Annotated in this window: 17 protein-coding genes; 7 read left to right on the top strand and 10 right to left on the bottom strand. The window is 62.0% G+C overall.

What is annotated here, in order from left to right; genetic code table 11:
- The first annotated feature begins 42 nt into the window (after positions 1 to 42).
- Both ACODTD_RS22870 and ACODTD_RS22865 read left to right on the top strand, forming a co-directional pair.
- The gene (locus ACODTD_RS22870) at positions 43 to 291 is read left to right on the top strand and encodes a hypothetical protein (RefSeq protein WP_064382301.1); all 249 of its coding nucleotides are present in this window, start codon (positions 43 to 45) and stop codon (positions 289 to 291) included.
- A gap of 1 nt (position 292) precedes the next feature.
- Positions 293 to 1,447 carry an NnrS family protein gene (locus ACODTD_RS22865; RefSeq protein WP_489105241.1) on the top strand — a complete coding sequence of 385 codons (1,155 nt, stop codon included), beginning with the start codon at positions 293 to 295 and terminating at the stop codon, positions 1,445 to 1,447.
- A 4-nt stretch (positions 1,448 to 1,451) separates the two neighbouring features.
- Here ACODTD_RS22865 and ACODTD_RS22860 read toward each other — a convergent pair whose 3' ends face one another.
- Both ACODTD_RS22860 and ACODTD_RS22855 read right to left on the bottom strand, forming a co-directional pair.
- Positions 1,452 to 2,123 carry a class I SAM-dependent methyltransferase gene (locus ACODTD_RS22860; RefSeq protein ID WP_489105240.1) on the bottom strand — a complete coding sequence of 224 codons (672 nt, stop codon included), beginning with the start codon at positions 2,121 to 2,123 and terminating at the stop codon, positions 1,452 to 1,454.
- A 38-nt stretch (positions 2,124 to 2,161) separates the two neighbouring features.
- Complete coding sequence (locus ACODTD_RS22855) at positions 2,162 to 3,310, bottom strand: GGDEF domain-containing protein (protein ID WP_011333603.1); 1,149 nt, start codon at positions 3,308 to 3,310, stop codon at positions 2,162 to 2,164.
- 109 nt (positions 3,311 to 3,419) lie between these two features.
- On the opposite strand from ACODTD_RS22855, the gene ACODTD_RS22850 reads away from it, so the two are divergent.
- The gene (locus ACODTD_RS22850) at positions 3,420 to 3,812 is read left to right on the top strand and encodes a GFA family protein (protein WP_011333604.1); all 393 of its coding nucleotides are present in this window, start codon (positions 3,420 to 3,422) and stop codon (positions 3,810 to 3,812) included.
- Between the two features lie 35 nt (positions 3,813 to 3,847).
- On the opposite strand, the gene ACODTD_RS22845 is transcribed toward ACODTD_RS22850, so the two are convergent.
- Positions 3,848 to 4,678: an alpha/beta fold hydrolase gene (locus ACODTD_RS22845; RefSeq protein ID WP_489105239.1), complete on the bottom strand. Its 831-nt coding sequence runs from the start codon at positions 4,676 to 4,678 to the stop codon at positions 3,848 to 3,850.
- 240 nt (positions 4,679 to 4,918) lie between these two features.
- Between ACODTD_RS22845 and ACODTD_RS22840 the strand changes: the two genes are divergently transcribed.
- From ACODTD_RS22840 to ACODTD_RS22825, 4 genes are all read left to right on the top strand, one after another.
- Entirely contained in the window at positions 4,919 to 5,374 is a 456-nt protein-coding gene (locus tag ACODTD_RS22840) for a (2Fe-2S)-binding protein (RefSeq protein ID WP_007956954.1), read from the top strand.
- A 17-nt stretch (positions 5,375 to 5,391) separates the two neighbouring features.
- Entirely contained in the window at positions 5,392 to 7,554 is a 2,163-nt protein-coding gene (locus ACODTD_RS22835; RefSeq protein WP_489105238.1) for a xanthine dehydrogenase family protein molybdopterin-binding subunit, read from the top strand.
- Position 7,555: 1 nt separating this feature from the next.
- Positions 7,556 to 8,134, top strand: coding sequence for a hypothetical protein (locus ACODTD_RS22830; RefSeq protein WP_011333607.1), 579 nt, complete (start codon positions 7,556 to 7,558; stop codon positions 8,132 to 8,134).
- 61 nt (positions 8,135 to 8,195) lie between these two features.
- On the top strand, positions 8,196 to 9,161 hold the full coding sequence (locus ACODTD_RS22825) for a sensor domain-containing diguanylate cyclase (RefSeq protein ID WP_285358106.1): 966 nt from the start codon (positions 8,196 to 8,198) through the stop codon (positions 9,159 to 9,161).
- 112 nt (positions 9,162 to 9,273) lie between these two features.
- On the opposite strand, the gene fabI is transcribed toward ACODTD_RS22825, so the two are convergent.
- From fabI to ACODTD_RS22790, 7 genes are all read right to left on the bottom strand, one after another.
- A complete protein-coding gene (fabI, locus tag ACODTD_RS22820; protein WP_003202751.1) occupies positions 9,274 to 10,068 on the bottom strand; it encodes an enoyl-ACP reductase FabI in 795 nt (264 codons plus the stop codon).
- 19 nt (positions 10,069 to 10,087) lie between these two features.
- A complete protein-coding gene (locus tag ACODTD_RS22815) occupies positions 10,088 to 11,698 on the bottom strand; it encodes an ABC transporter ATP-binding protein (protein WP_285358110.1) in 1,611 nt (536 codons plus the stop codon).
- A gap of 1 nt (position 11,699) precedes the next feature.
- Entirely contained in the window at positions 11,700 to 12,719 is a 1,020-nt protein-coding gene (locus tag ACODTD_RS22810; RefSeq protein WP_221533088.1) for an ABC transporter permease, read from the bottom strand.
- 1 nt (position 12,720) lies between these two features.
- The gene (locus tag ACODTD_RS22805; protein WP_039770815.1) at positions 12,721 to 13,794 is read right to left on the bottom strand and encodes a microcin C ABC transporter permease YejB; all 1,074 of its coding nucleotides are present in this window, start codon (positions 13,792 to 13,794) and stop codon (positions 12,721 to 12,723) included.
- Positions 13,795 to 13,798: 4 nt separating this feature from the next.
- Complete coding sequence (locus tag ACODTD_RS22800; protein WP_221615754.1) at positions 13,799 to 15,640, bottom strand: extracellular solute-binding protein; 1,842 nt, start codon at positions 15,638 to 15,640, stop codon at positions 13,799 to 13,801.
- Positions 15,637 to 17,469: an extracellular solute-binding protein gene (locus tag ACODTD_RS22795; protein ID WP_489105237.1), complete on the bottom strand. Its 1,833-nt coding sequence runs from the start codon at positions 17,467 to 17,469 to the stop codon at positions 15,637 to 15,639. The genes ACODTD_RS22800 and ACODTD_RS22795 overlap by 4 nt, the downstream gene beginning before the upstream one ends.
- A 175-nt stretch (positions 17,470 to 17,644) precedes the next feature.
- Positions 17,645 to 19,123: a transglycosylase SLT domain-containing protein gene (locus ACODTD_RS22790; protein WP_011333612.1), complete on the bottom strand. Its 1,479-nt coding sequence runs from the start codon at positions 19,121 to 19,123 to the stop codon at positions 17,645 to 17,647.
- Positions 19,124 to 19,208: the final 85 nt, after the last annotated feature.

The raw sequence follows: 19,208 nt of genomic DNA, 5'->3' as shown, positions 1-19,208 counted from the left end.
AGTTGCCTTACGTACAAACTGATCCGCTCAGGAGTACGAAACATGTTCACTTTCTTCGAGAATCCGCTGAACGTTCTGCACCTGTCGAGCAAAGTGCTCGTCGCCGGTCTGGTCATGTTGCTGGCCGGGATTTACGGCGCTTATCTGTATCAGGGCCACATGCCGATTGCGTTGCTGGTGGGGATGCATGCCATGACCATCGTCGGCCCGACGCTGATCAAGATTGGCTATGTGATGCGCCTGCTGTCGCAATATCGGTTGGGCCAGTCACCCGCACTGGCGGTGGCCTGAGATGCGCAGACTCGCTGCGGCACCGCTGTTCAGCCTGGGCTTTCGGCCGCTGTTTCTGGCCGGTGCCGGATTCGCCGCGCTGGCGATTCTGATCTGGGGCCTGTGGCTTTACGGCCACTGGTTCGATCTGCAACCGGCGGGCGGCATGTTGGCCTGGCATCGGCATGAAATGCCGTTCGGCTTCGCGGCGGCGATCGTTGCCGGGTTTCTCCTGACTGCGGTACCGAACTGGACCGGGATTCCCGGCGTGCGCGGCGGGGCGTTGATTGCGTTGGTGTCGGTCTGGGTGGTCGGTCGATTGGCGTGGTGGCTGCCGTTGCCGACCGGGCTGATTCTTGCACTGCAATGGGGGTTTCTGCCGCTGCTGGCGGTGATGCTGGGACGGGATCTGGTCGCAGCCCGCAAACGTGAAAACTACCCGATTGTGTTCGTGCTTGGGTTGATGGCGGGTTGTCAGGCGCTGACTTTGATCGGCCTGTACAACGACGATGACGGCCTGCAACGCCAGGGCGTGCTGGGCGCGTTGTGGCTGGTGGCGGCGCTGATGACCGTGATCGGTGGGCGGGTGATTCCGTTCTTCATCCAGCGCGCCTTGAACCGTCCACCGGCGCCGACCTCCAATCCACTGCCAACCCGCTTGCTGCTGATCGGCAGCCTGCTGACCGCTGTCACTTTTGCGGCAGGCCTCAATGATTCGCCACAGTGGTGGCTGGCGGGGCTGTTCATGCTGACCGGCAGTTTGCAGTTGATGCGGCTGATCCGCTGGCATGATCGCGGGATGTGGCGGATGCCGTTGCTCTGGTCGCTGTACCTGGCTTACGCCTGGATGGCATTGGCAACCTGGGCCATGGCGCTGTGGCATCTGGGCTGGATCGGTCAGCAAAGCCTGGCGACCCACGCGTTGGCGGTCGGCGGGGTGGGCGGGTTGATTCTGTCGATGATCGCGCGGGTCAGCCTTGGGCACACCGGCCGGTTGTTGCAGCCCTCGAAAGGCATGGTGCTGGGTTTTGCGCTGGTGCTGTTCGCGGCGGGTTGCCGGGTGTTGCTGGTGCCGTTTTCCAGTCTGGGACTGGGGCTGTCCGTGGTGCTCTGGTGTGCGGGGTTCGCGCTGTTTTTGTGGTATTACACCGGGATCCTGCTCAAGCCGAGGCTCTAGCGCTTTAACTGCGACGCTCGGCAATCATCAGCAATGACTGCGGCACCGGGCTCTGCGGATGTTGCGGCTCGCGCAGACTGATCAACTGAAACCCGGCCATGTCCAGCGCATTCAGCCAACTGGACAGGGTGCGGAAATACCACGGCATCGGCTGCCACTGGCCCTTAAAGCCATCGAAGGTTTCTTTCCGCCAGCCATCCTGATAATCACCGGCGGCCACGGACCACGGATGCAGCGTCTGGATCACCAGTGCACCGCCCGGCACGAGCAGGGCATTCATGGCCGCGAGCAGCGGAATGATGTCCTGATGCAGCAGGGAAAAGTTGGCGCAGATCAGGTCGTAATCACGGCCGATATCGACCTTCGCCTCAACCAGATCCTCATAACTGGCGACATGTGCGGGCGATGAGCCGGCCACTCGCGCGGCCTCGACCAGCGTCGGATCACCGTCCACGCCGACCGCCTCGAATCCTCGCTCGGCCAGCGCCCGCAACAGCCAGCCTTCGCCGCACCCCAAATCGAGCACGCGCTCGGGCTGACGCCCCATCACCGCCAGCAAAATGGCCTGATCGGTCACCTGACGACGGCTTTCGATGGCGCCGCTGCGCACAGCTTCGGTCCAGGCCCGGGCGTTGTGGTGCCAGCTCAGCAGCAGGGTGGATTCAGGCGAGGACATGACGGACTCCGAGGTTACGGGATGCAGGCAAGGATAGGTCAGGTGTAGTCGGCCAGTTGAATCCGGTTGCGACCGCCGCGCTTGGATTCGTAGAGCGCGCTGTCACCCTGTTCGATCAACGCTGCGAGGCTGGCGGGCGGCTGATCGAACACCTTGGCGCCGATGCTCAGGGTGACCGCTTGCGGGGTGGTGTAGGTCTGGGAAGTCATCTGTTGGAACTGCTCACGCAGCGCACTGCCCAGATCCATGATCTGGGCGTGGGACGCATCGCCCAGCAGCATGACGAATTCGTCACCGCCCAGCCGTGCCGCCAGCGCGCCATTGGGCAGCACTGCGCGGATCATTTCGCTGAGGGCGATGAGCAACCGGTCGCCGGCGGTGTGGCCGTACAGATCGTTGACCAGTTTGAAGTTGTCGATGTCGATCAGCAGCAGCGCGCCGGGGCGGGCGCTGGACACTTCATCAAGCAGGCGCGGTGCGCGGACTTCCAGGGCGCGGCGGTTGTACAGCGCGGTCAACGGGTCTCGAGCGGCCAGTTCGGCAATCTGCTTTTCCCGGCGGTAGCGCTCGGTGCCGGTCATCGAAAGCGCGATCAGCATGATCGCCATCGCGCCTTCAACCAGGGAAATCTGAATGATTTCGCCGCGTAGCGACGCCAGATCGATCAACGTGCCCGGAATCACCGCGATGATCGCCTTGGTGAAATAGAACGCGCCGTGGATCAGCAACACATAACGCAATTGCACCGCGCCGACGCTCAACGATTTGCCGTGCGGGCGCAGCAACAGGCTGGCCCGCAGCATCAACGCGGCCACCAGCAGCGAGTTGGCCATCAGCATGATCTTCGACCACGACGGATCTTCCGGTAACAGCAGCAACGCCAGCCAGAGCAGGAACATCAAGTACCAGGCCCGCGACAACCGCTGCTGGGTAAATCGCGCGACCCCCAGCAGAAACAGCCAGTGCGCGACCACCAGCAGGCCGTTGGCAAACCAGATGCCGATCAGCGGATAGCCATTGGCGCGCAACAGGGCCAGGCTTGAGCCGACGGTGATGGTGGCGAAACCGGCGCTCCAGAACAGCAGGGAAGATTCGCGGATGCTGCGCCATTCGACCGCCAGATACAGGGCGGCCGCCGCGGCCAGGGCGGTGGAAATGGTGAGCATCGTGAGGGGATCGAGCGCCATGAAAGAACGGGTCTGCCTGAGTAGTATTAATGGGCCACGATTGTAAGCGTTCCCCCTTTGGGCTGCTATTTTCACTCACCGGATATTCCATTTTCAGACGAGGTGTCCCATGGATCGATTGACCGGCGGTTGTCTCTGCGGCGAAGTGCGCATCGAGGCGTCAGGGCGACCCTACAGGGTTGGCGTTTGTCACTGTCTGGATTGCCGCAAACACCAGGGCGCGCTGTTTGCCGCGTCGGCGATCTTTCCCGAGGACGCGGTGACGATCAGCGGCGAAACCCATGACTATGCGGGGCGACATTTCTGCCCGCGCTGTGGTTCGTCGGTGTTCGGCCGCAGTGGCGATGAAGTGGAGGTGAATCTGGGGGCGCTGGATGCACCGGATCAATTCCAGCCCACCTACGAGCTGTGGACCCTGCGTCGCGAGTCGTGGTTACCGGCTTTTCCATTGGCCAGACACTACGTGCGCGATCGCGAGAGAACGGGGCGAACCGAAGAATAGCCGGGGTCAGGCAGGGCGCCTGACCCCGGCCACTATCAGCCGCGAATGAACGCCAGCAGATCCGCGTTGATCGTCGGCGCCTCGGTGGTCGGCATCCCGTGGGGGAAGCCCGGATAAATCTTCAGCGTGCTGTTTTTCAGCAGTTTCGCCGACAGCACGCCGGCGTTTTCATAGGGCACGATCTGGTCATCGTCGCCGTGCATCACCAGCACCGGGATCGAGATGCTTTTGAGGTCAGCGGTGAATTCGGTCTGCGAGAAGGCAACGATACCGTCGTAGTGCGCCTTGGCGCTGCCGATCATGCCTTGGCGCCACCAGTTCGCAATGATCCCTTCCGATGGCTTGGCGCCAGGGCGGTTGTAGCCGTAGAACGGCCCACTGGGCACGTCGCGATAGAACTGCGCGCGATTGGCTGCCAGTTGCGCCTGAAGATCGTCGAACACCGACTTGGGCAAGCCGCCCGGATTGCTCTCGGTTTTCACCATCAGCGGCGGCACGGCACTGATGATCGCGGCTTTCGACACCCGATCCTCGCCATGCCGGGCGATGTAATGAATCACCTCGCCGCCACCGGTGGAGTGGCCGACATGCACGGCTTTCTGCGTCCCCAGATGATTGACCACCGCCGCCACGTCGTCCGCGTAATGATCCATGTCATGGCCGTCCCAGACCTGGCTCGAACGCCCGTGACCCCGTCGATCATGGGCCACGACCCGGAAGCCCTGCGCCAGGAAGAACAACATCTGCGCATCCCAGTCGTCCGCGCTGAGCGGCCAGCCGTGGTGGAAGTGGATCACCGGGGCGTCTTTCGGGCCCCAGTCCTTGTAGAAGATTTCGACGCCGTCTTTCGTTGTGACAAATCCCATGTTCGCGACTCCTGGAAAATGTGAGAAGGCAGGTCTTGCGGTGATAACCGGAATCAACTGTAGGAGCAAAGTCGACACTTTGATCGAAGAATTCCCGAACGGTGCTGCATGACCGGTGGTCGCGGCGGCTGGTCGTCGGGGCAAAATGCGCTTAGCTGAAAGGGATAAGCCGAGGCGCGCACCGCCAACGATGGCCGTAGCAGCGCCCTTCAGAACACTGTGAGTCTGAGGAAGTCCCCGATGCTGACCTTGAATATCAATGGCAAGGATCAGGAGCTCGATGTCCCTGCGGACATGCCGTTGCTCTGGGTCCTGCGCGATGTCGCGCACCTGACCGGTACCAAATTCGGTTGCGGCATGGCCCAGTGCGGTGCCTGCACCGTGCACGTCGATGGCGCGCCGTTGCGCTCGTGTATCACGCCGGCCACGGCCGTCGCCCATGGCCAGAAGATCCTCACCATCGAAGGCCTGTCGAGCGACGGCTCGCACCCGGTGCAGCAGGCCTGGGCCGAACTGGACGTGGTGCAATGCGGTTACTGCCAGTCCGGGCAGATCATGTCCGCCGCCGCGTTGCTGGCGAAAATCCCCAAACCCACCGACAGCGATATCGATCAGGCGCTCTCCGGCAACATCTGCCGTTGCGGCACGTATCCAAGAATCCGCGCGGCGGTCAAACGCGCCGCCGACATCGGCTGAGCGAGGGGAGGTGAGTGATGAACAGTCCTGTATCCCGTCGCGGATTTCTCAAGGGCAGCGCCGTGCTGGGCGGTGGTCTGGTGGTGGCGTTCGTGGTGCCCGGCGGCAACCGCTTTGCCATGGCGGCCGAGAATGAAGGCAAGGTGTTTGCGCCGAACGCGTTCTTGCGGATTGCGGCGGACAACAGCGTCACTGTGCTGCTCGGCCATTCGGAAATGGGCCAGGGCATCTGGACCGGCCTGACCATGTTGATCGCCGAAGAGCTGGACGCCGACTGGTCGAAGATCCGCGTCGAGCATTCCCCGGCTTCGGCCGCCGATTACGGCATGCCGGCGTTTGGCGGGATGCAGATTACCGGCGGCTCCACTTCAACCTGGATGGAATTCGACCGCTACCGACTCGCCGGCGCCACGGCGCGGCAGATGCTGATCGAAGCGGCGGCCAAGCGTTTCAACGTGGCGCCGTCGACGATCCGCACTGAGTCCGGCGTAGTGATTGCCGGTGACAACCGCGCCACCTACGGCGAACTGGCGGACGCCGCCGGGCAACTGCCAGTGCCGGATCCGAAGTCGATTACCTTCAAGGAAGCCAAGGACTGGAAAGTCATCGGCAAACCCACCAAACGCCTCGACACCCCGGAAAAAATCACCGGCCGCGCCAAGTTCGGCATGGACGTGCAGTTCGACGGACTGATGACCGCGATGGTCGCGCGGGCGCCGGCGTTCGGCGCCACGGTGAAATCCTTCGAAGGCGCAGAAGCCCTGGCGATTCCCGGCGTGCACAAAGTGGTGCAGGTGCCGACCGGTGTGGCGGTGGTCGCCGAGCATTACTGGGCGGCGAAACTCGGTCGTGATGCGCTGAAGGTCGATTGGGACCTGGGGCCGAACGCTGATCTGAGCAGTGAAAAGCTGTTGGCGAGTTTTCGCAAACTGGCGGCCACCCCGGGCACCTCGGCGGCGCAGGCCGGCGATGCCAAGGGCAACTTCGGCAAGGCAGCGAAGAAAATCGATGTTGAATACAGCGTGCCGTACCTGGCCCACGCGCCGATGGAGCCGCTCAACTGCACGGTGAAGATCAGCACCGACAAGTGCGAGATCTGGACCGGCACCCAGTTCCAGACGCTGGATCAAATGGTCGCCGGCAAGATCACCGGGCTCAAACCGGAGCAGGTCGAGATTCACACCGAATTCCTCGGTGGTGGTTTCGGCCGGCGGGCCAACCCGACCTCGGATTTTGTCGCCGAAGCGGTGCAAGTGGCCAAGGCTGCGGCGATGCCGGTGAAAACCGTGTGGTCGCGCGAAGACGATATTCGCGGTGGTTACTACCGCTCGATGTTCCTGCATCAGGCGAAGATCGGCCTCGGCGCCGACGGCCTGCCGCTGGCATGGCAGCATGTGCTGGTCGGGCAATCGATCATGGCCGGCACCATGCTCGAGAAAACCATGGTCAAGAACGGCGTCGACCAGACCTCGGTCGAGGGCGTTTCGGACAGCCCGTACATCAAGGGCCTGGCCCATCATCAGGTCGATCTGCACTCGCCGAGCACCGGGATCAACGTGCTGTGGCTACGCTCGGTGGGCCATAGCCACACCGCGTTTGTCATGGAGTCGCTGATCGATGAAATGGCCACGGCGGCGGGCCAGGATCCGGTGGAGTACCGACGAACGCTGCTCAAGGAGCATGCCCGGCATCTCGGCGTGTTGAACCTGGCGGTGGAGAAGGCTAACTGGAAAGCCCCGCTGCCGGACGGCCATGCGCTGGGCGTGGCGGTGCACGAATCGTTCGGCAGTTACGTGGCGCAGGTGGCCGAGGTGTCCCAGGACAATCTGGCGATCCGCGTGCATCGCGTGGTGTGCGCGGTGGACTGCGGAGTGGCGGTGAACCCGCAGAGCATCGCGGCGCAGATGGAGTCGTGTATCACCTTCGGCCTGGGCATGGCGCTGCACAGCAAACTGACCCTCAAGGACGGCCATGTCGTGCAGTCCAACTATCACGACTATCAGGTGTTGCGGCTCAATGAAATGCCGCTGGTCGAGGTGCACATCGTGCCCAGCAGCGAGAAACCCGGCGGCATCGGCGAGGCCGGTGTGCCGCCCACGGCGCCGGCGGTGGCCAACGCGGTGTTCGCCCTGACCGGGCAACGCCTGCGGGAACTGCCGCTGCAACTGTCGGGGGTGTGAGATGAAACGACATCTGTTGTTGGGCACGGTGATTCTGCTTGGGCTGGGCGGTTACGCGTCGGATCTGTTTGCCGACGATCAGGAAGCCTTGAAAGCTTTCGGCACGGTGCAGAAAGTCTTCCAGAGCCCGCGTTGCCAGAACTGCCACATTCCCGGCGATTCGCCGTTGCAGTTCGACGCCGGCATCCCCCACGCGATGAACGTGGTACGCGGCATGGACGGCAAGGGCGCCGCCGGTTTGCCTTGCGCCACTTGCCACGCCGAAAGCAATCCGCCGGCCAGTTACGGCCCCCATGCGCCACCGGGCGCGCCGCACTGGAGCCTGCCGCCGGCCGCCCACAAAATGGCCTGGATCGGTCTGCCGCCGGATCGCTTGTGCGCGATGATCAAGGACCGCGCCAGCAACGGTGACCGCGATTTCGCCGCGCTGATCAAGCACGTCAGCGAGGACAAACTGGTGCTCTGGGGCTGGAGTCCCGGGGCAGGGCGCGCGCCGGTGCCGGTGCCGCACGATATCTTCGTGACCCAGTTCAAACTGTGGGCCGATGCGGGCGGGCCGTGTCCGGTGGCCGGCGGATGAGAGGTTGAGTCATCGCTGATTCGGGCTAAGCTCAAAGGCATCGACGACAAAGGAGTGTGTGATGCTGGTACCCGGCAAACCTGCCAATGAAGCTGTCCGTATTCAAGCGTTGCAGGATCTGAAGCTGCTCGACACCGCACCGGAGGAGCGCTTCGACCGGCTGACGCGACTGGCCAAGCGTCTGTTCAACGTGCCGATCGCACTGGTCACGCTGGTGGATAAGGAGCGGCAATGGTTCAAGTCCTGCGTGGGTCTGGACACGACCGAAACGCCACGCTCTGTTTCATTCTGTGGCCATGCGATTCTCAGGGACGAGCTCATGCTGGTACCTGACGCCCGAGAGGACGAGCGTTTCCACGACAACCCTTTGGTTACCGGGGAGCCGAACATCCGGTTCTACGCCGGTTATCCGCTGACCGTACCCAGCGGCAACAAGATGGGCACCTTGTGCCTGATCGACACCAAACCCCGCGATCTCGACGACGAGGAGCGCGCCCTGCTGCGCGATCTGGCCGGCATGGCCGAGCAGGAACTGATGGCCGTGCAGATGGCGAGCATGGACGAGCTGACGCTGCTGTCCAATCGTCGCGGCTTCAAGATGCTGGCCCAGCATGCGCTGGACGCCTGCGCACGGCTGGAAAAACCGGCGACGCTGCTGTTTTTTGACCTCAATGATTTCAAGCAGATCAACGATCTTTATGGGCACGCCGAGGGCGACAGCGCGCTCAAGACCTTCGCCGATGTGCTGCGCATCGCCTTTCGCGAAAGCGATGTGGTGGGACGGCTGGGCGGTGATGAGTTCGTGGCGTTGCTGACCGGCTCAAGCCACGTCGAAACCACGGCGATCATGGCGCGACTCAAGGAAATCCTCGAAGAACGCAATGCCACGTTGCACCGGGGTTACGCGATTCGCTTCAGCGTCGGCCAGATCGAATACAACCCGCAGCGCCATGACTCCGTGGATAAGCTGCTGGCGGATGCGGATGCAGCGATGTATGAGCACAAGCAGGCGTTGAAGCGTTGTTAGTGCGAACCCATCGCCAGCAGGCTGGCTCCCACAGAAAAAGACGATGTTAACGAAATCGCAGGCATGAAAAAGCCCGCCTGAATAGGCGGGCTTTTTATCGGCAGCGCGAAGATTACTCTTCGATGTTGCCCATGGCGGTGGTGTTGAAGCCGCCGTCCACGTACATGATTTCACCGCTGATGCCCGACGCCAGGTCGGAGCACAGGAAGGCGCCGGCGTTGCCGACTTCTTCGATGGTGACGTTGCGGCGCAGCGGGGTTTGCGCTTCGTTGGCGGCCAGCATCTTGCGGAAGTTCTTGATGCCGGAAGCTGCCAGGGTGCGGATCGGGCCAGCCGATACGCAGTTGACGCGAGTACCGTCCGGGCCCAGGGAGCCGGCCAGGTAACGCACGCCGGCTTCCAGCGAAGCCTTGGCCATGCCCATCACGTTGTAATTCGGCATGGTGCGCTCGGCGCCCAGGTACGACAGGGTCAGCAGGCTGCCGTTGCGGCCTTTCATCATTTCACGGCCAGCTTTGGCCAGGGCCACGAAGCTGTAGGCGCTGATGTCGTGAGCGATGCGGAAGCCTTCACGGGTGGTGGCTTCGGTGAAGTCGCCGTCCAGTTGGTCGCCCGGGGCGAAGCCGACGGAGTGCACGATGCAGTCCAGGCCGTCCCACTTCTTGCTCAGTTCTTCGAAGACCTTGGCGATTTCTTCATCGCTGGCCACGTCGCACGGGAAGCACAGCTCAGGGCTCGAACCCCAGCCCTGTGCGAACTCTTCGACGCGACCTTTCAGTTTGTCGTTCTGATAAGTGAAGGCAAGCTCAGCGCCCTCGCGATGCATGGCGGCAGCGATGCCGGATGCGATGGACAGCTTGCTGGCGACACCGACGATCAGTACGCGCTTACCGGCGAGAAAACCCATGTGTTGCTCCTCTTTCAGGTTATTGCGCAGTGGCTGGTGCCAGGAAAGCGGCCTCCAGCAACTGCTGTGTATACGGATGTTGGGGGGCGGCAAAGATACTTTGCGCGTCTCCCTGTTCGACCACTTGGCCATGCTTGACCACCATCAGCTGGTGGCTCAGCGCTTTGACGACAGCCAGGTCATGGCTGATGAACAAATACGTCAGGTTGTACTTGGCTTGCAGTGAACGCAACAGCTCCACCACTTGCCGCTGCACCGTCCGGTCGAGGGCCGAAGTCGGCTCGTCCAGCAGGATCAGCGCCGGTTTGAGCACCAGGGCCCGGGCGATGGCAATTCGCTGCCGTTGCCCACCGGAAAATTCGTGGGGGTAGCGGTGCCGGGTTTCCGGATCCAGACCTACCTCCTTCAATGCCGCAATAATTGCCGCTTCCTGCTCGGCGGCGGTGCCCATCCTGTGGATCCGCAGACCTTCGCCAACGATGTCATTCACGCACATTCGCGGGCTCAGGCTGCCAAACGGATCCTGAAACACCACCTGCATCTCCCGGCGCAACGGCCGGACTTCGCTTTGCGTCAGGCAGTCTAGCTGCTTGCCTTCAAAACGGATCGCACCTTTGCTGCCGATCAACCGCAGGATCGCCAGTCCGAGGGTGGATTTGCCGGAACCGCTTTCCCCCACAATCCCCAGGGTCTGACCCTGAGGCAGGCTGAAATTGATGCCGTCCACTGCCTTGACGTGATCCACCGTGCGCTTGAGCAGGCCTTTCTTGATCGGGAACCAGACTTTCAGATCCTCGACTTCAAGCAGCGGCGCCCCGATTTTATTGCTCGCCGGGCCTCCGCTGGGCTCCGCGCCAAGCAGTTCCCGAGTGTACGGATGCTGCGGCGAACGGAACAGCTCTTCGCACGATGCCTGTTCGACGATGCAACCGCGCTGCATGACACATACACGATGCGCAATTCTTCGCACGAGGTTCAAATCGTGACTGATCAGTAACAGCGCCATGCCTAATCGGGCCTGCAATTCCTTGAGCAGGTCGAGGATTTTCAGCTGAACGGTCACGTCCAGCGCAGTGGTCGGTTCGTCGGCGATCAGCAGTTCCGGCTCGTTGGCCAAGGCCATGGCGATCATCACCCGCTGACGCTGGCCGCCGGACAATTCGTGGGGCAGGGCCTTGAGGCGCTTGTGCGGCTCGGGGATGCCGACCATCTCCAGCAACTCCAGCGTACGCTTGGTCGCGACTTTGCCGGTCAGGCCCTTGTGGATGCCCAGCACCTCGTTGATCTGCTTCTCGATCGAGTGCAGCGGGTTGAGCGAGGTCATCGGCTCCTGAAAGATCATTGCGATCCGGTTGCCGCGAATGTGACGGATGGTCTTTTCGCCCAGTTCCAGCAGGTTCTGCCCGGAGTAATTGATGCTGCCGGCCGGATGCCGCGCCAGCGGGTAGGGCAGCAAGCGCAGGATCGAGTGCGCGGTCACCGATTTGCCCGAGCCGGATTCGCCGACCAACGCGAGGGTTTCACCGCGCTTGATGTCGAAACTCACGCCTTCCACGACCCGGTGCACACGCTCGCCGAAACCGAATTCGACGGCGAGGTCGCGCACTTCGATCAGATTGTCCTGATTCATTTCACTTCCTCGGGTCGAAGGCATCGCGAGCGGACTCGCCGATGAACACCAGCAGACTCAACATCAGCGCCAGCACCGCAAACGCACTCATGCCCAGCCACGGCGCTTGCAGGTTGGATTTGCCCTGGGCCACCAGTTCACCCAGCGACGGACTGCCGGCCGGCAAGCCGAAACCGAGGAAGTCCAGCGCGGTGAGGGTGCCGATGGCGCCGGTCAGGATGAATGGCATGAAGGTCATGGTCGAAACCATGGCGTTGGGCAGGATGTGGCGGAACATGATCGCGCCATTCTGCATGCCCAGCGCCCGGGCTGCGCGCACGTATTCGAGGTTGCGCCCGCGCAGGAACTCGGCGCGCACCACGTCCACCAGGCTCATCCACGAGAACAACAGCATGATGCCCAGCAGCCACCAGAAGTTCGGCTGGACGAAACTGGCGAGGATGATCAGCAGGTACAGCACCGGCAAGCCCGACCAGATCTCCAGGAAACGCTGGCCGGCCAGATCGACCCAGCCACCATAGAAGCCCTGCAAGGCGCCGGCGATCACGCCGATGATCGAGCTGAGCACGGTCAGCGTCAGGGCAAACAGCACCGACACCCGGAAGCCGTAGATGACCCGCGCCAGCACATCGCGGCCCTGATCGTCGGTGCCCAACAGGTTGACCGCCGACGGCGGGGCGGGAGCCGGGACTTTCAGGTCGTAGTTGATGCTCTGGTAGCTGAACGGAATCGGCGCCCACAGTACCCATGCGTCCTTGGCCTTGAGCAGTTCGCGGATGTACGGGCTCTTGTAATTGGCTTCCAGCGGGAATTCGCCGCCGAAGGTGGTTTCCGGGTAGCGCTTGATCGCCGGGAAATACCAGTTATTGTCGTAATGCACCACCAGCGGCTTGTCGTTGGCGATCAGCTCGGCACCGAGGCTCAGGCCGAACAGGATCAAAAACAGCCACAACGACCACCAGCCACGCTTGTTGGCCTTGAACAGTTCGAAGCGCCGGCGGTTGAGAGGGGACAGGTTCATCTCAATGCTCCCGGCTGGCAAAGTCGATGCGCGGATCGACCAGGGTGTAGGTGAGGTCGCCGATCAGTTTCACCACCAGCCCCAGCAGGGTGAAGATGAACAGGGTGCCGAACACCACCGGGTAATCGCGGTTGATCGCCGCTTCGAAACTCATCAGGCCGAGGCCGTCGAGGGAGAAGATCACTTCCACCAGCAACGATCCGGTGAAGAAGATGCCGATAAACGCCGACGGGAAACCGGCGATCACCAGCAGCATCGCATTGCGGAACACATGGCCGTAGAGCACGCGGTGGCGGGTCAGGCCCTTGGCCTTGGCGGTGACCACGTACTGCTTGTTGATTTCGTCGAGGAAGCTGTTTTTGGTCAGCAGGGTCATGGTCGCGAAGTTGCCGATTACCAGCGCCGTCACCGGCAGCGCCAGGTGCCAGAAGTAATCGAGGATCTTGCCGCCCAGGCTCAGCTCATCGAAGTTGTTCGAGGTCAGTCCGCGTAAAGGAAACCAGTCCAGGTAACTGCCGCCGGCAAACACCACGATCAGCAAAATCGCAAACAGGAATGCCGGGATCGCATAACCGACGATGATCGCCGAACTGGTCCAGACGTCGAAATGGCTGCCGTGCCGCGTGGCCTTGGCGATCCCCAGCGGGATCGACACCAGGTACATGATCAGCGTGCTCCACAGCCCGAGGGAGATCGACACCGGCATCTTCTCCTTGATCAGGTCGATGACCTTGGCGTCGCGGAAGAAGCTGTCGCCGAAATCCAGCCGGGCGTAGTTCTTGACCATGATCCACAGGCGTTCCGGGGCCGACTTGTCGAACCCGTACATCTTCTCGATTTCCTTGATCAGCGCCGGGTCAAGGCCCTGCGCGCCGCGATAGGAGGAGCCGGCCACCGACACCTCGGCACCGCCGCCGGCGATGCGGCTGGTGGCGCCTTCGAAGCCTTCGAGCTTGGCGATCATCTGTTCCACCGGCCCGCCGGGCGCGGCCTGGATGATCACGAAGTTGATCAGCAGAATGCCGAACAGGGTCGGGATGATCAGCAGCAGTCGCCGAAAAATGTACGCCAGCATCTGATTACTCCGTGCCCGCAGGGTCGGCTTGCAGTTGGGTTTCGACTTCTACCGCAGGTTTCGCATCGGGTTTGACCCACCAGGTGTTAATGCCGATGTCGTACTTGGGGGAGACTTTAGGGTGGCCGATGTGGTTCCAGTACGCCACGCGCCAGGTCTTGATGTGCCAGTTGGGGATCACGTAGTAGCCCCATTGCAACACACGGTCCAGAGCGCGGGCGTGGGCCACCAGGCTTTTGCGCGAATCGGCGTTGATCAGGTTTTCCACCAGATGGTCGACCACCGGGTCCTTGAGGCCCATTGAATTGCGGCTGCTGGACTTGTCGGCGGCGGCGCTCATCCAGAACTCACGCTGTTCGTTACCCGGCGAGTTGGACTGCGGGAAGCTGCCGACGATCATGTCGAAATCCCGCGAACGCACGCGATTGACGTATTGCGATACGTCCACGCGGCGGATCACCAGATCGATGCCGAGGTCGCTGAGGTTGCGCTTGAACGGCAACAGCACGCGCTCGAATTCGGTTTGCGCCAGCAGGAATTCGATGACCACCGGTTTGCCGGTGGCGTCGACCATTTTGTCGTCGACGATTTTCCAGCCGGCCTCTTGCAGCAACTGATACGCCTCACGCTGTTGTGCGCGGATCATGCCACTGGCGTCGGTTTTCGGATTCTCGAAGGCTTCGCTGAACACCTGCGCCGGCAGCTGGCTGCGGAATGGATCGAGGATTGCTACCTGCTCTGCATCAGGCAGGCCGGTGGCGGCCATTTCCGAGTTTTCGAAGTAACTGCGGGTGCGCGCATAAGCGCCGTTGAACAATTGCTTGTTGGTCCATTCGAAGTCGAACAGCAGGCCGAGGGCCTGGCGTACCCGCACGTCCTGAAACACCGGCCGGCGCAAATTGAAGACGAAGCCCTGCATGCCGGTCGGGTTGCTGTTGGCAATCTGTTCCTTGATCAGTCGCCCCTCGGTCACTGCCGGCACGTTGTAGGCGTTGGCCCAGTTTTTCGCGGCCATTTCCAGCCAGTAATCGAATTGCCCGGCTTTCAACGCTTCCAGCGCGACGGTGTTGTCGCGGTAATAGTCGGTGGTCATCACGTCGAAGTTGTAGAAGCCGCGATTGACCGGCAGGTCCTTGCCCCAGTAATCCTTGACCCGCTCATAACGCACCGAGCGTCCGGCCTTCACTTGGGTGACCTTGTACGGGCCGCTGCCCAAGGGGATTTCCAGGTTGCCCTTGTTGAAATCACGCTCGGCCCACCAGTGCTTCGGCAGCACCGGCAACTGACCGAGGATCAGCGGCAACTCGCGGTTGTTGGTGTGCTTGAACTTGAACAGCACCTTGAGCGGGTCTTCGGCGATCACTTCTTCAACGTCGGCGTAGTAGCCGCGATACATCGGTGAGCCTTCCTTGGTCAGGGTCTGGAAGCTGAATACCACATCGTCAGCGCGTACCGGGTGGCCGTCGTGAAACTTCGCTTCGGGCCGCAGGTAAAAGCGTACCCAGCTGTTGTCGGGGGCCTTTTCGATCTTGCTGGCGATCAGGCCGTATTCGGTGAACGGCTCGTCCAGACCCTGTTTGGCCAGGGTGTCGTAGATCAGGCCGATATCGTCCGCCGGCACACCTTTGCTGATGAACGGGTTGAGGCTGTCGAAACCGCCGAAGCCGGCCTGGCGGAAGATCCCGCCCTTGGGCGCGTCGGGGTTCACGTAATCGAAGTGCTTGAAGTCGGCGGGGTATTTCGGCGGCTCGTTGTACAGGGTCACGGCGTGTTGCGGGGCGGCACAGGCCAGCCCGGCGAACAGCAGACCGCTGGCCTGCACAAGCAGGGCGCGGATAGGCTTCATCGATCTTTCTCCGAAGATTTCAGCCACCACGCGCTCAGGCCCAGGGTGTAGGGCGGCGTAGTGACGAAGGCGAACCGGTTGCGGTACGCCAGACGGTGATAATTGAGGTACCAGTTGGGAATGCTGTAGTGCTGCCAGAGCAGCACGCGGTCGAGCGCCTTGCCGGCGGCGACCTGTTCATCGCGGGTGCGGGCGGCGAGCAGTTGCTCGAGCAGATGATCGACCACCGGGTTGGCGATGCCCGCGTAATTCTTGCTGCCCTTGACCCCGACCTGGCTGGAGTGGAAGTACTGCCACTGTTCCAGCCCCGGGCTGAGCGTCTGGTTGAGGGTCATCAGGATCATGTCGAAATCGAACTGGTCCAGACGCTGTTTGTATTGGGCGCGATCCACCGTGCGCAGGCGCGCGTCGATGCCGATGCTGTTGAGGTTTTCGATGTACGGCTGGAGGATTCGCTCCAGGTTCGGATTGACCAGCAGCAACTCGAACCGCAGCGGTTGGCCGGCGGCATCTTGCAGACGCTGGCCGTTGAGCTTCCAGCCAGCCTCGGCCAGCAGCGCCAGGGCCTTGCGCATGGTTTCCCGAGGAATGCCGCGACCGTCGGTCTGCGGCAGCGTGAACGGTTCGGTGAACAGCCGCGCCGGCAGTTGATCCTTGTACGGTTTGAGCATCAGCCATTCATGGCCGACCGGCAGGCCGACGGCGCTGAACTCGCTGTTGGGGTAGTAGCTGGTGGTGCGCTTGTAGGCGTCGCTGAACAGCGCGCGATTGGTCCATTCGAAGTCGAACATCAGGCCCATGGCTTCGCGCACCTTGATGTCGGCGAAGGCCGGGCGTCGGGTGTTCATGAGCAGCCCCTGGCTCTGGGTCGGGATCTGGTGCGGGATCTGCGCCTTGATCACGTCGCCGCGACGGATCGCCGGGAAGTTGTAGCCGTTGGCCCAGTTCTTGGCCTGATGCTCGATATAGATGTCGAACTCGCCGGCCTTGAACGCTTCGAAGGCCACATCGCTGTCGCGGTAGAACTCGACTTCCATGCGATCGACGTTGTACTTGCCGCGATTGACCGGCAGGTCCTTGCCCCAGTAGTCCTTGACCCGCTCGAAAATCAACTGCCGCCCCGGCGTGACCGAGGTAATGCGATACGGCCCGCTGCCCAGCGGCGGCTCGAAGGTGGTGGCCTTGAAGTCGCGGCCCTTCCAGTAATGCTGGGGCAGCACCGGCAATTCGCCGAGGCGCAGGATCAGCAACGGATTGCCGCTGCGCTTGAGTACGAAACGGATGCGCTGCGGATTGAGGATATCGACGCGGAGCACTTCCTGAAGGGCGGTGCGATACAGCGGGTGACCTTCCTTGAGCAGCAGGCGATAGGAAAACGCCACGTCGTACGCGGTGATCGGTGTGCCGTCGTGGAAATGCGCTTGCGGGCGCAGATTGAACACCACCCAACTGCGATCTTCGCTGTACTCCACCGATTGGGCGATCAAGCCGTAACTGGATGCTGGTTCGTCCCCGGACGGCGCGTATTGCCCGGTGCCGACCATCAGTGGCTCGTTGAGCTCGTTGATGCCGTACTGCAGGAAATTGGGGGTGGTAACCGGGCTGGTGCCCTTGAAGGTGTAGGGGTTGAGCGTATCGAAGGTGCCAAACGCCATCACCCGCAAGGTGCCGCCCTTGGGCGCTTGCGGGTTGACCCAGTCGAAGTGGGTAAATCTGGCCGGGTACTTGAGCGTGCCGAACTGCGCATAACCGTGGCTTTCGGTGATCGTCGCGCTGACGGGGGAGCTCAAGGCCAGGCTGATCAGGAGCAGGAGGAGGGGACGCTTCAAGTCAGATCCGATCCAGGCGGCTTGGGCTTTGTGGGCGGTACAGTAACAGCTTGTATGGACAGGAAAAAGACAGGGGCTTAATGCGCGGTTAATTGTGGGAGCTGTCTGCGCCGATCTACGGAAATATCAAAAAATGACAGGCGAAAAAAAGCCCCTGAAATTCAGGGGCTCCTTGTCAGTGCGGCTGGTAGACCGTGAGCATCTGCCCAGGCTTGAGCGCCTTGCCGGCGCCCGGATTCCAGCGCTTGAGGTGTTGCATCTCGACGTTGAAGCGCTTGGCCACCACGTACAGCGTGTCGCCACGTTTGACCTTGTACTGGGTCTGTTGCTTGCCGTCGTCATTGGCTTTGGTCTTGCTGCTGGTCTTGCTGTTGGCCGCGACAACCGTATTGATGCGTCCGCCACTGTTACGCGCCGGGGTGCGTCTGGTGGTGTCCTGCATGACCAGGGTCTGGCCGACCTTGAGGTTCTTGCCGGTCAGCTTGTTCCAGCGTTGCAGGTCCTTGACCTCGACCTTGTTGGCCTTGGCGATGGAGCCGAGGTTGTCGCCGCGCTTGACCCGATAGGCGCGCTTGGCCTGGGCGATCTCGCTCGGGTCGGCGCCTTCGAACACCGGTTTCAGCGAACGCGGGCTGATCAGCTCTTCAGGACGCATGGTCTGCAGGCTGGCGGTCAGCAGTTGTGCCTTCGAGGTCGGCACCAGCAGGTGCTGCGGGCCGTCGATGGTGGTGCGCTGCTTGAACGCCGGGTTGAGCTGGAACAGCTCGTCTTCATCGATGTTGGCCACCGCTGCGACCTTGGACAGGTCCATGCGCTGGTTGATTTCGACGACCTGGAAATACGGTTCGTTGGCGATCGGGTTGAGGTTCACGCCATAGGCTTCGGGCGTCAGCACCACTTGCGAGAGCGCCAGCAGTTTCGGCACGTAAGCCTGGGTTTCCGCCGGCAGTGGCAGGTTCCAGTAGTCGGTCGGCAGGCCGAGCTTTTCGTTGCGCTCGATGGCGCGGCTGACCGTGCCTTCACCGGCGTTGTACGCGGCCAGGGCCAGCAGCCAGTCGCCGTTGAACATGTCATGCAGGCGGGTCAGGTAGTCCATCGCTGCCGTGGTCGACGCGGTAATGTCGCGACGGCCATCGTAGAAACGGGTCTGGCGCAGGTTGAAGTAGCGCCCGGTGGACGGGATGAACTGCCAGAGGCCCACCGCGTCGGCCCGGGAATAGGCCATCGGGTTGTAGGCGCTTTCGATGACCGGCAGCAGTGCCAGTTCCAGCGGCATGTTGCGTTCTTCGAGGCGCTCGACGATGTAATGAATGTAGAGGCTGCCGCGTTCGCCGGCGTTCTCGAGAAAGGAAGGGTTACTGGCGAACCACAGGCGCTGTTGCTCGATGCGCGGGTTCACGCCCAGACCTTCCTGCAGCTGGAAACCACTGCGCATGCGCTCCCAGATGTCCTGAGGCACCTGCGGGCTGGGCTTTTCCGACAGCCAGATGGGCTTCTGCTTGGCTCGCGCAGCAATGTTCGGCGTATGCGTCGCTTCAGTCTGCGGAGCATGGCTGGAACAGCCCGCCAGCGTGGCGGACACAGCCACCGCGATGGCTTGCGCCAGGCGGGTCAGTGCATCTGAATTGACGGACTTACGTATGGATGACGACATTGGCTGGAAGTAAGTTCCGGGCAAAAATGTCGGGCGATTCTAGAAAGCGCACCCCCTGCGGTCAACCATTCAGAATTTTTGTACC

The organism is Pseudomonas sp. FG35, from assembly GCF_057809295.1.
Note: the sequence above shows the minus strand (reverse complement) of the source record. Positions and strands in the feature narration are given on the sequence as shown.